This is a genomic window from Acetobacter lovaniensis, assembly GCF_014207635.1.
Taxonomy (GTDB): Bacteria; Pseudomonadota; Alphaproteobacteria; order Acetobacterales; family Acetobacteraceae; genus Acetobacter; species Acetobacter lovaniensis.
In genome coordinates this window covers 184,651-196,662 of record NZ_JACHIE010000002.1, presented here as the reverse complement: position 1 = coordinate 196,662, position 12,012 = coordinate 184,651, and the positions used below count along the sequence as shown (strand labels likewise).

Here is a 12,012-nt window from a genome sequence, read left to right as displayed (position 1 = left end):
GACGCGTCCAATGGTCAACTTTCCTCCAATAGCCTAAGATCAGGGGGCATGGTTCGTGGGCATTGTGCCGCCCGGACAGGTCAGGAGGTGCGGAATGCTGCAAGCCACACAACGCGATGAGTTGATGCCCTATGCCGTGCAGCCCGGCGAGGGGCGTGGCAGGCGCCTGCACGCGGAGCCCGAATCCCTGACCCGCTCCCCCTGGCAGCGCGACCGGGACAGGGTGGTGCATTCCTCCGGATTCAGGCGTTTGCAGTATAAAACGCAGGTGTTCATCAACCACGAGGGCGATTTTTTCCGCACACGGCTGACCCATTCTCTGGAAGTGGCGCAGGTGGCCCGCTCCATGGCCCGCTACCTGCGGCTGGATGAGGACCTGACCGAGGCCGTGGCCTTGGCGCATGACCTTGGCCACACCCCTTTTGGCCATGCGGGGGAGGACGCACTTGCCGCGCGCATGCAGGAGTATGGCGGGTTTGACCATAACGCGCAGGCGCTGCGGCAGGTCATGCTGCTGGAGCGGCGCTATCTGGCGTTTGATGGCCTGAACCTGACATGGGAGACGCTGGAAGGGCTGGCCAAGCACAATGGCCCCGTGCGCAGGCCATCCGCCAGACTGGCGGAGGTGGATGCGCTGTTCCCGCTGGAACTGGACGATTATGCCTCGGCCGAGGCACAGGTGGCCGCTCTGGCGGATGACATTGCCTACCACGGGCATGATCTGGATGATGGCGTAAAGTCCGGTCTGCTGTCGCTGGATGATCTGGTGGATGTGCCACTGGTCGGGCAGGCTCTGGCCGAAGCCCGCGCACTGGCGGCAGACCTGCCAAAAACCGACACCCGCACCCACCAGCGTATCCGGCACGAAATGGTGCGCCGTGTCATTCATGCTCTGGTGACCGATGTGCTGGTGTGCACACGCGCGCGGCTGGCTGATCTGGCCCCGCGCAGTGTTGAGGATATTCGTGCCGCCAGTGCGCCCGTTGTGGCCTTTGGCCCCGCCATGGATGAGGCCAATAAGGGGATCCGCAAGTTCCTGTTTGCCAAGCTGTACAGGCACTGGCGGGTCAACCGCATGACCCACAAGGCCCGCCACGTCACGGGGGAGCTGTTTTCCACCCTTACGGAGTCGCCCAACCTGTTGCCAGCCGAATGGCAGCAGCGTGTGGGGGATAAAGATAAGGCAGCCGTGCACCGCACCGTGGCGGATTACGTGGCTTCCATGACCGATCGATACGCCATGGAAGAACATAGGCGGTTGACGGACCTGGCCGTTGCAGGCTGATAAACGCGTTTGCTGCACCAATTACGGGGTTGAGTCGTCTATGTCCGAGTGTGTTTTCCAGCGTTACCGTCATCATGTTCTGGCCGTTGTGCGCGAACTGTTGCCCGACGTGGCGGAGGAAACGCTGGCCCGTGTGGAACTGACCCCCACACGTGACCCCGCGCACGGGGACATGGCAACAAACGCCGCCCTGCTGCTGGCCAAGGCTGCGCGCCGCAAACCGGCCGATATTGCGGCTGATCTGGTCAGCGCCCTGCAAAAGGTGGAAGGCATTGCCGCCGTGGCGGCCGCCGGGCCGGGTTTTGTCAACATCACCCTGCAACCCGCCGTGCTGCGGGCAGTGCTGCCCGTGGTGCTGACTGTGGGTGAGGCCTATGGCCAGTCCACAGCAGGCAAGGGGGTGCGGGTGAATGTGGAATACGTATCCGCCAACCCCACCGGCCCCATGCATGTCGGCCATTGCCGTGGTGCCGTGGTGGGCGATGCACTGGCCAATCTTATGGCCAAGGCCGGGTTTGACGTGACCAAGGAATTCTACATCAACGATGCGGGGAATCAGGTCAAGGCGCTGGCATGGGCGGCGTACTGGCGCTACCTGCAGGTGCTGGGCACCAAAGTGACGCAGGACGATTTTTCGGCCCTTGCCCCCGGTGGCCTGCAATATCAGGGCGAGTACCTTATTCCTGTGGGTGAGGCACTGGCAGCGGAGTTTGGCAACAAGCTGGCCGAAGTGGACGTGGACGGAGCACCCCTGCCAGCCCCGGCCGCAACATGGCTGGAAACCGTGCGCGGCTTTGCCGTGACCCATATGCTGGGCGCGATCAAGGAAGACCTCGCAGCCCTTGGCGTGCACCACGATGTGTTTTCGTCCGAGGCCGATGTGCTGGCCCGTGGCGTAACCGATGCCGCCATAGACCAGTTGGCCAAGGCCGACCTGTTGTATAACGGTGTGCTGGAGCCCCCAAAAGGCAAGCTGCCAGAAGACTGGGAGGAGCGCGAACAGCTCCTGTTCCGCTCCACCGGCTTTGGGGATGATGTGGACCGCCCGCTACGCAAGTCGGATGGCACCAACACCTACTTTGCCAACGATATTGGCTACCACATGGACAAGGTCGCCCGTGGCGCACAGGTCATGATTGACGTGTGGGGTGCGGACCATGGCGGTTACGTCAAACGCATGAAGGCCGCCGTAAAGGCCCTTACGGGGGATACCGTACCGCTGGAAGTGCTGCTGTGCCAGATCGTGCATATTCTGCGTGATGGTCAGCCGGTCAAAATGTCCAAGCGTGCAGGCACGTTCGTTACCCTGCGGGACCTGATTGACGAAGTCGGGCGTGACGCCGTGCGCTTTACCATGCTCACCCGCAAGAGCGATGCCCAGATGGAGTTTGATCTGGACCTTGTGGTGGCCCAGCAGCGCGATAACCCCGTGTTTTATGTGCAGTATGCTCATGCCCGCTGCCGCTCCGTGCTGCGCAGTGCCGCAGAAGAAGGGGCTTATGGCGCAGTGGACAACGCAGCCCTTGCCACCGCCACGCTGGACAGCCTGACCTCGGACGCGGAAATGGCTCTGGTGCGCCGTCTGGCTGAATGGCCGCGTATGGTGGAATCCGCGGCCTTTGCGCGGGAGCCGCACCGTATTGCGTTCTATCTGGCCGAACTGGCGGGTGATTTTCATGCGTTGTGGAACCGTGGGCGTGATGATGCGTCCCTGAGGTTCCTGCAGGCCGGTGCGGTGGAAGCCACGCGTGCGCGTCTGGCCCTTGTGGCGGCTACGGCGGCGGTTATCCGCTCCGGCCTTGCGGTGATGGGTGTGGACCCGGTGGAGGAAATGCGCTGATGAGTGAGGATGACCGCCCCAGCTCTACGGTGGAAGAACGGATCAGCCGTGCGCGTGAGCGCATGAGCATGGATTATGACGACAGACCCGCCACGGGCTCGGCAACAGGCAGCAGGCTGATGGATCTGTTCACCAGCTTTCTGGGCAGTGAGTCCGGCACACGGCGGCTGGCCTACGGTGCTGCCGGGCTGGGTGGGCTGCTGGTGCTGGGTATTGGCGGCTGGGCGGTGCTGGGCCACCACCAGAGCGGTATTCCCGTGATGGGGCCACCCCCGGTTGCCATGCGCACCAAGCCGGTTGATCCGGGTGGTATGCAGCTTGATACGCTGGCCCTGCCCGATGCGGAGGCAAACCCGCAGGGGCACCCCGTGCCAGCACCGGAGCAGCCCAACCCCGCAGCGCTTGCCGCCCAGTATGGTGGTCAGCCAGCCCCTGCCTCCCCCGCCGGGGCCACCGCCCCCATAACGGGAGATAGTGCGGGGACCACTCCGGCAGCGGGTGCGACAGCTCCGGCTGCTCCTGCTCCTGCTCCTGCCTCTGCCGCTCCAGCGCCCGGACCCGTGGCGCAGGGGGGCGCGCAGGCCGATGGTGCGGCCCTTAAACCCGTGCCCTCCGCTACCTTGCCCGCGCAGGGGACGGCAGCTCCCGCAGCCGAGGCCGCAGCCCCCGAAGCACTCAAGGAAGCGCCCGTCCCCACGGATGATGCTTCCGATGGGGAGGAAGAGGCTGCTCCTGTCGCCAAACCCGCTGCCAAAAAAGCCGCAACCGTTCCACGTGGCACGGCAGGGGGCAAATATCAGGTCCAACTGGCAGCCCTGCAAACCGAGGCAGAAGCCCAGAAGGAATGGGCACGGCTTAAAACCCGTTACCCAACCCTGTTTGGCGGTGTGACCCCCGCTTTTGTCCGCACCGAGCAGAATAACGCCACGTTCTACCGTCTGCGCGTGCTGGGCTTTGGTGCCGTGGCGGATGCAAAGGATTTCTGCTCTTCGGTGCGTGAGCGTGGTATGGCCTGCATGGTGGTGCGTCCCTGACGCCACCTGTGGAACGCCTGATGCAAACCCAGACTGTGCATCCGGCAGGGGAGGGCACACAGTCCCCTCCTGCCCATCAACCGGCAGACCTGCAAACCACTGCACCGCATGATGCGGTGCAGGACCACGTGCCGCGTGTACCGCTTTTGCGGCTGGAGGGGTTTGAAGGGCCAATGGACCTTCTGCTCGATCTGGCGCGGGCGCAAAAGGTGGATCTCGCCCGGATTTCCATCCTGCAACTGGTCGAACAGTATCTGGCTGTGGTGGAAAATGCCCGCCGTGTCCGGCTGGAACTGGCGGCGGACTGGCTGGTTATGGCCGCGTGGCTGGCATGGCTCAAATCCCGCCTGCTGCTCCCTGCCGATGATGAACTGGCCATGGAGGGGGAGGAAGCCGCCGAACTGTTGCAGGAAAGGCTGATAGAACTGGCCTGTATGGGCGAGCTGGCCCGCTGGCTGGATGTGCGGCCCCGCCTTGGGCGTGATGTGTTTGCCCGTGGCCTGCCCGAAAGTCTGGTGGAGGTGGACCGTTCCGGTCTGGCGCTGGATATGGCCCAGCTTATGCGGGCTTACCTTGCCTGTGTCAGGCGCACCGCACGCAGGCGGATTTACGCTCCCCGCACGATCCGGTTCTGGACTGTGCAGGATGCGCTGAGCAGGCTGACCCGCCTGCTGGGTGAAACCCCACCGGGCTGGAGCACGCTGGACGCTTTTCTGCCCGACAGCCTGCCCGGTCAGGCGGAGGGGGAGGATGCCTTGCGCCAGCGCCGCGCCGCCATGGCTGGTACCCTGATCGCAGGGCTGGAACTGGCCAAGACCGGGCGGCTTGAACTGCGGCAGGATGAAATCTTTGGCCAGATCATGCTCCGCCCGCATGAGCAGGCAGAGACCACAGACCCGCAGCCCGAAGCGGAGGAAGACCCCATCCCCGCAGAGGACGCCACGCCTGGGCACACCAGAGATAGGCACATCAGAGAAAAGAAGCAGGACGCATGACCACCCCCGCCCCCCTGACTGTGCCGGATGAGGCCGTAAGGCTGGCCGAAGCCCTTATTTTTGCCTCGACCGAACCCGTGAGTGCCCGCCGTCTGGCAGACCTGCTGGAAGGCAGGCAGATCATGCCCACGGAGGAGGAAGACCTGGGGGCTTTTGTGGCGGCCGTTCTGGCCGAACTGTGCCGCCGTTACGAGGGCAGGGGCGTGTTCCCCGTAGAAGTAGCCGGTGGCTGGCAGTTCCGTACCGCCCCCGATCTGGCGCCACTGTTAACCCGCGTGCTGGAGCGGCCAAGGCGGCTGCCCCGCGCGGTGATGGAAACACTGGCCATTATTGCCTACCACCAGCCCTGCACCCGTGTGGAAATAGAAGAAATTCGAGGCGTAAGCCTTGGGCAGAATGTGCTTGATACCCTGATCGAAGCGGAACTGATTGCCCCGCGTGGTCGCAAGGAGGTACCGGGCAGGCCGGTCCTGTGGGGCACCACGGCTGATTTTCTGCGCCATTTTGGCCTGCGTGCACTCTCCGACATGCCACGGCGTGAGGAGCTTATGGTAGATGTGCCCCAAAATCCGGGGGAGGGCGGGCTGCCTCAGTCGGCTATGGCGTTTCAGGCCGCGGGGCAGGAGTCTGATGAGGGCGCGCACTCTCCGGGTGATACCCCGGAGCAGGCCGGGGAAGAGACAGAAGTTCGGCCTGCACCCGGCACGGCAGATGAGCAGGTTGCACAGGTTGCGGTTCCCGCCCCCGATGGTCCGTGATAGAGATGCACGCCCTGACTGTGTTGCAGGACTATGTTGTGGGGTGCATGGGGTGGGCGTGAACGGGGCTTGGTATGTTTGATTTTGCATGGTCGGAATTCGCCCTGATCGGCGCGGTGGCTCTGGTTGTTATTGGCCCCAAGGACCTGCCGGTTGCTATTCGCGGGCTTGCAAAAGGCATTAAAAAAGCCCGTGCGCTGGCCAGCGAGTTCCAGTCCCAGCTTGATGAGGTGGTGCGCGAGGCTGACCTGTCCGAGGTGAGCGGGCATGTGCGGGACCTGAAAAACCTGAACGTGCGTGGCCGGATCATGAAGGCGCTGGATGGCGATGGCAGCCTGAACAGGGCTGTATCCGCCCCGCCGGTAACCGAGCGTTTTGTCCCCTCCGGCCCCAGAGCGCTGGATGCCATACCCCGCTCGGCAAGCCCCGCCCCCGCAACAGCGGACTACGCCACCACGCCTATGGGCCATGAGCACTACGGCTCCGCCCCGGCATGGCAGGAGAGTGTGCAGGACCGGCAGGTGGACAGTGCCCCTCCCGAACTGCCCCCCATTATCGTGCGCCGCATCCTGCGTGAGCAGGACCGGCTGCATCCACCTGCCATCCTCCCTCCCGTGCGGCTTATGCATGCAGGCCATAGCGTGGCCCCCGGCGTTATTGCCGGGCTGGAGGACCAGCCCGGTGGTACGGAGCAGACCGTTGCATCACCCTCCACGCCAGAGCAGCCCGCACCAGCGGGCGCGGAGCCAGCGGAGGAAGAGGCAGAGAATAGAACGCAGGCCGTTACGGCAGCACATGGACCCGCCAGCACGACAACGGACCCGCAGGTATGAGCGATAACGCCCCTCATCAGGAAGACCCGATCCACGATCAGCCCATGCCTCTGCTGGAGCATCTGCTGGAGCTGCGCCGCCGCCTGCTGTGGTCGGGGGCGGCGTTTATTGTGTGCTTTGCCCTGTGCTATCATTACGCGGGTGATATTTACCTCTTTCTGGCCCGTCCGTTAGGCGAGATCATGCGCCAGCGGGGGGAACAGCCCCATCTGATTTATACCGCACTGTACGAGGCGTTTTTTACCTATATCCGGGTGGCCCTGTTCGGGGCGGCGTTTTTGTCTTTTCCCATCGTGGCCATACAGGCGTGGATGTTTATTGCGCCGGGGCTTTACCGCTCGGAAAAACGGGCTTTTGCGCCGTTCCTAATCGCAACGCCTGTGCTGTTCGTGGCCGGGGCAGCGCTGGCGTATTACTTTATTTTCCCTGTGGCATGGCGGTTTTTTGTGTCGTTCCAGACGCCGGGTGCGGGGGGCGATCAGGTACAGATCGAACTTCAGGCCAAGGTGTCGGAATATCTGTCTCTGGTCATGAAGATGATCATGGCGTTTGGCATTGCATTCGAACTGCCGGTGGTGCTCAGCCTGCTTGCCCGTGTGGGTATTGTGACCTCCGCCATGCTGCGCAAGTTCCGCCGCTACGCCATTGTAGGCGCGTTTGTGCTTGGGGCCATTTTTATGCCGCCCGACCCCATTACCCAGTTCGGTCTGGCTGTGCCGCTGGTGTTGCTTTACGAAATTTCCATTCTGTGTGCCCGCCTGATCGAGCCTAAACGGCCGCTGGCGGATACGACCAACCCCGAGCAGGAGGTTCCCTGATCCATGCATGACATCCGCGCCCTAAGAGCCGACCCCACGGCGTTTGATGCAGATCTGGCGCGCCGGGGCATGGCCCCCGTCTCTGCGCAGCTTCTTGCATGGGATGAGGAAAAACGGCAGGCCCAGACCCTTTTGCAGGACAAGCAGACCCGCAGCAAAACCCTTGCGCGGGAGATAGGCACCCTCAAACGCACAGGGGGAGACACAGCCGGGCTGGAAGCCGAGGGCGCTTGCCTGCGCACGGACATGGAAGGGCTGAAGGAGACGGTGGACACTCTGGGCAACCAGACCACCAGCCTGCTGGCCACCCTGCCCAACCGGCTGGACCCGAGCGTGCCTGATGGCCCGGATGAAACCGCAAATGTGGTGGTGCAGACATGGGGCACCAGACCCGACTTTGCTTTTGCCCCCAAACAGCATTTTGAGTTGGGCGAGGCTCTGGGCCAGATGGATTTTGCCACGGCGGCCAAGCTTTCGGGCTCGCGCTTTGTGGTGCTGCGTGGCGCACTGGCACGGCTGGAGCGCGCTCTGGGCCAGTTCATGCTCGACCTGCACACCACGGAGCATGGCTACACGGAAACACAGGTGCCCGTGCTGGTGAATGATGATGCCATGTACGGCACCGACAAGCTGCCCAAGTTTGCCGACCAGTCCTTTAGAACGGAGGATGGTCGCTGGCTTATTCCCACAGCCGAAGTGCCGCTGAGTGCTTCGGTCGCGGGGGATATTGTGGATGGCTCCGCCCTGCCCATGCGCCTGACCGCACTCAGCCAGTGCTTCCGTAGCGAGGCCGGGGCCTCCGGGCGGGACGTGCGCGGCATGCTGCGCCAGCACCAGTTTGAAAAAGTGGAAATGGTCAGCGTGACCACGCCGGAGGAGAGTGACGCCGAACACGAGCGCATGACCCGCTGTGCAGAGGTAGTGCTGGAAAAACTGAACATTTCCTACCGTCGCATGCTGCTGTGCGCGGGGGATACGGGGTTTGGCGCGGCCAAGACGTTTGACCTTGAAGCCTGGCTGCCGGGGCAGGACGCCTGGCGCGAGATTTCGTCATGCTCCAACACGCGCGACTTTCAGGCCCGCCGCATGAATGCACGCTACCGTGCGCAGGCCGGTAGCGCCCCCGCGTTTGTGCATACCCTCAATGGCTCCGGGCTGGCTGTAGGGCGTACCTTAATTGCCGTGATGGAAAACTACCAGAACGAGGATGGGTCCATAACCGTGCCGGAGGTTCTGCGCCCCTATATGGGTGGTCTTGAGCGCATTGCATAACGTCTGGCGTGCCACCCCTGCTTCGGGTTTGTGGGGATGACCCATAAACCCCTGCTGCTGTTGGGCATTGCCATTGTGGCGGAAGTGATTGGCACGGCCTGTCTTGCCGCGTCTCAGGGGTTTGCGCGCTGGCTGCCTGCGACCATCAGCCTGCTGGCTTATGGGTGTGCGTTTTACTTCCTGTCCATCCCGCTCAAAACCCTGCCTGCAGGCGTTGTGTACGCCTTGTGGTCGGGCGTTGGCATTGTGCTGATCTCGGTTATTGGCGCGGTGTTTTTAAAACAGACGCTTGATGCCCCGGCCATTGCAGGCATCGCGCTTATTCTGGCCGGTGTGGTGGTCATCAACCTGTTTTCCTCCACCACGCATTAAGCCTTCCGCAGCTTTGCTGGCAGGGGCTTGGTGCAGGCCGGAGCCGTGCCGCCGCTCTCAGGGTTTGGGGGTTATGGTGCGGAGCACCAGTCCCTGTGTCAGAATCTGGGGGAGCACCACGGCATCACCCTGTGCGGGCACAAACAGATAAAACGGCACACCGTCGCGCCCATGCGCGTGCAGAAAAGCCGTTATGGCCGGGTCTCGCCGGGTCCAGTCCCCGCGCAGGACCGTTACGCCGTAGCGGGTCATGGCGGCTTTTGTGGCATCGGTGTTCAGGGCCACGCGCTCGTTCACTAGGCAGGTAATGCACCATGCCGCTGTCATATCCACAAACACGGGTTTACCGGCGGCATGCAGGGCGTCCAGCCGCTTTTGCGAAAAAGCCTCTGTCCCGCTGGGTAAAGCCTGCACCGTGCCGGGCTGCTGTGCCGCCTGCTGTTGCAGGGCAGGGAGCAGCGCCATGGCCCCCAGCAGCCCCAGCAGGGCCACACCATACAGGGCCGTGCAACTCCGGCTGTGGCCCATGTGGCGCTGGCGCTTTTGGGCAATGCCATACACCCATGCAGCAAACGCCAGACACACCATGCCCGAACACAGCAGCAATACTGTTGTGGCGCCTCCCTCTACCGTGGCAACCCAGAGCAGCCACACGCAGGTCCCGAGCAGGGGGAAGGCCAGAAACTGGCGTAAATAGTCCATCCATGCACCGGGGCGCGGCAGGTGGCTGGCCAGTGCGGGGCTAAAGGCCAGCAGCACGTAGGGGGCTGCCAGCCCAACGCCAAGGGCCGCAAACACCACCAGCCCGGTAAGCGGCGGGCCTGCAAGGGCTCCAGCAATGGCAACCCCCATGAACGGGGCCGTGCAGGGGGAGGCCACAACCACAGCCAGCAGGCCGGTCAGCACATCATGCGCAAGCCCGTGTTGGCGGGGGGCGGCATTGCCCAGAGCGGGGGGGAGAAAGGCAAATACATCCAGCAGGTTGAGCGCCATGGCAAACAGCAGCCAGGTGATCATGCTCACAAACACGGTGGACTGGAACTGGAACCCCCAACCCGTAGCACTCCCCCCAACCCGCAGCGCCATGACCAGTGCGCCAAGGGCTGTAAAACCTGCAATAACCCCGGCAGCGTACGCTATGGCACTCTGTTTTTGGTGCTTGCGCTCGCTTTGGCCCATACGGGCCACGGCCAGCGCCTTCATCGCCAGAATGGGAAAAACACAGGGCATCAGGTTCAGCACCAGCCCGCCCAGTAACCCCAGTACGATAAAGCGGAGCAGGTCGCCCGTTGTGTTGCCACCCTCAGCCAGTGCGTTACCTGTAGGGGCGGCTGTGTCGGGGGCGGGGCTGGCCTGACTGGCGGCACCTTGCTCTTCGGGCAGTGTGGGGGTGGGTTGGGGTGTGCCTGATGGTGGAGTTGCCGCCGGTATTGCGCGTGGCATTCCACCCAAGGCAGCGGTCTGTGCCGGGGCTGGTGCCTCCGCCTGTGGGGTGGCCTGTATGCTCAGGGCGCGTTCGGCTCCGTCTGGTGCCTGCAGGACCAGAATACCCGCCAGAGGCCTGTTGCTGGCAAAACCTGTTGTGGGTTCAAGGCGGAGGGACAGCCCATTGGCATCAAATGTCAGGGCCTGTGGTGCGGCTTCGGCAATCTGCCCGCGTTCTTGGGGCATGAACCACGCATTCCCCACGGATTGCCGGTTCAGGCCGGGTGCCAGCACATGCAGGACACCGTCAGGGCTGACTGTAACCGGGTAGGGGGAAGGCACAGGCGTATGCTGGGCCGCCTGCACAAAAAGAGATGCCTGAGCAGAGGCCAGCGGAGCCCCTGTGGGCAGGGTCAGGGTAAACGTACCGTCTTCGGGAATGCAGGACTGCTCGCATACAAGCCAGCTTGCCTGCGCGTTCAGGGTTGTCCAGCCATGGACGTCTGCCGTGCTGGATTGCAGGTGCAGCGTAACCGGCAGCACAACATCCCCCGTATAGGCGTAGGACATAAGGGAGGCATCCCTTATGCGCTGGGGGGTGGGCCAGATAATGGTCTGGGCGGTGCCCTGTAATGCGCCCGATGCGGTGACGCTCAGGCTGGCAGGGTCCCCCGCATCTCCGGGGTTGAGCCAGTATGTGTGCCATCCGGGCCTGAGTTGCAGGCGCAGGGCAACATGGAGCGGGGCAGTGGCGCTGGCGGTGCTGGCGTCCGTAATCAGGGTGGCGGTGCTGTGGGCACTGACCACAGGCGCACTCTGCGCAGCCTGTGCGGCATGGGGCAGGCTGCCGGTGCAGGCCAGTGCTACCCCCAGTAGTCCAGCCAGCCCCGTTGCCAGTCCTCCCGCCAGTCCTCCCGCCAGCCGTGCCACCCGTTCAGAACCACGCAAAAACAGGGGACGGGGTGCATGCGTGCTGGCAGCCGCTGGTGCGGAGCACGCAACCTTGGGGGCAGGAGGGTGGGTGGCAGAGCGGCGCATCAACGTCAGCTTTCAGCACAGGTATGGGTCCAGAGGGCCAGCATACGCAAAGCCTGGCTGTGTGGGAAATGGATCGTGTGCCCGCCGCCGGATTAATGCCCGGAGTCGGCTGCTGCACCGGGCTGGAGCACAAACAGGCGTGAGCAGTAGGGACACACCGTCTGGTGCCCACCGATCCTGAGCCAGACGCGCGGATGGCCCAACTGGCCCAGCCCGCCATCGCAGGCAATTTTGCGCTGATCGACCAGAATGGTTTCCACATGCCCCAGACGGGGGCGGGGGATGGGGTTTGCCGGTTGGATAAGCATGGATTCAAAAAGCCTCGTATCAGGTTGGCAGGTA

General features: G+C 63.4%; 11 protein-coding genes. 9 read left to right on the top strand and 2 right to left on the bottom strand.

Annotation, left to right across the window (positions count from 1 at the left end; translation table 11 throughout):
• Positions 1–94: 94 nt before the first annotated feature.
• The 9 genes from HNR55_RS04125 (at position 95) to HNR55_RS04085 (ending at position 9,207) form a co-directional block, all read left to right on the top strand.
• A complete protein-coding gene (locus tag HNR55_RS04125; RefSeq protein WP_166111733.1) occupies positions 95–1,285 on the top strand; it encodes a deoxyguanosinetriphosphate triphosphohydrolase in 1,191 nt (396 codons plus the stop codon).
• Between the two features lie 40 nt (positions 1,286–1,325).
• On the top strand, positions 1,326–3,125 hold the full coding sequence (gene argS / locus HNR55_RS04120; RefSeq protein ID WP_166111730.1) for an arginine--tRNA ligase: 1,800 nt from the start codon (positions 1,326–1,328) through the stop codon (positions 3,123–3,125).
• Positions 3,125–4,159 carry an SPOR domain-containing protein gene (locus HNR55_RS04115; RefSeq protein ID WP_166111727.1) on the top strand — a complete coding sequence of 345 codons (1,035 nt, stop codon included), beginning with the start codon at positions 3,125–3,127 and terminating at the stop codon, positions 4,157–4,159. Before argS ends, HNR55_RS04115 begins: the two co-directional genes overlap by 1 nt.
• A gap of 20 nt (positions 4,160–4,179) precedes the next feature.
• Complete coding sequence (locus HNR55_RS04110) at positions 4,180–5,154, top strand: segregation and condensation protein A (RefSeq protein WP_242005429.1); 975 nt, start codon at positions 4,180–4,182, stop codon at positions 5,152–5,154.
• Complete coding sequence (scpB, locus tag HNR55_RS04105) at positions 5,151–5,912, top strand: SMC-Scp complex subunit ScpB (protein ID WP_166111724.1); 762 nt, start codon at positions 5,151–5,153, stop codon at positions 5,910–5,912. The genes HNR55_RS04110 and scpB overlap by 4 nt, the downstream gene beginning before the upstream one ends.
• A 74-nt stretch (positions 5,913–5,986) precedes the next feature.
• Positions 5,987–6,745: a Sec-independent protein translocase protein TatB gene (gene tatB / locus HNR55_RS04100; RefSeq protein ID WP_166111721.1), complete on the top strand. Its 759-nt coding sequence runs from the start codon at positions 5,987–5,989 to the stop codon at positions 6,743–6,745.
• Positions 6,742–7,563 (top strand): twin-arginine translocase subunit TatC, encoded by an 822-nt coding sequence (gene tatC, locus HNR55_RS04095; RefSeq protein WP_095349286.1) that lies wholly within the window; start codon positions 6,742–6,744, stop codon positions 7,561–7,563. Before tatB ends, tatC begins: the two co-directional genes overlap by 4 nt.
• A gap of 3 nt (positions 7,564–7,566) precedes the next feature.
• Positions 7,567–8,835 (top strand): serine--tRNA ligase, encoded by a 1,269-nt coding sequence (gene serS / locus HNR55_RS04090; protein WP_166111718.1) that lies wholly within the window; start codon positions 7,567–7,569, stop codon positions 8,833–8,835.
• A gap of 36 nt (positions 8,836–8,871) precedes the next feature.
• The gene (locus tag HNR55_RS04085) at positions 8,872–9,207 is read left to right on the top strand and encodes a DMT family transporter (protein ID WP_166111715.1); all 336 of its coding nucleotides are present in this window, start codon (positions 8,872–8,874) and stop codon (positions 9,205–9,207) included.
• 57 nt (positions 9,208–9,264) lie between these two features.
• Here the strand turns inward: HNR55_RS04085 and HNR55_RS04080 are convergent, their stop codons facing one another.
• A complete protein-coding gene (locus HNR55_RS04080; RefSeq protein WP_166111712.1) occupies positions 9,265–11,670 on the bottom strand; it encodes a protein-disulfide reductase DsbD family protein in 2,406 nt (801 codons plus the stop codon).
• A gap of 92 nt (positions 11,671–11,762) precedes the next feature.
• Entirely contained in the window at positions 11,763–11,978 is a 216-nt protein-coding gene (locus tag HNR55_RS04075; RefSeq protein WP_086646640.1) for a zinc-finger domain-containing protein, read from the bottom strand.
• Positions 11,979–12,012: the final 34 nt, after the last annotated feature.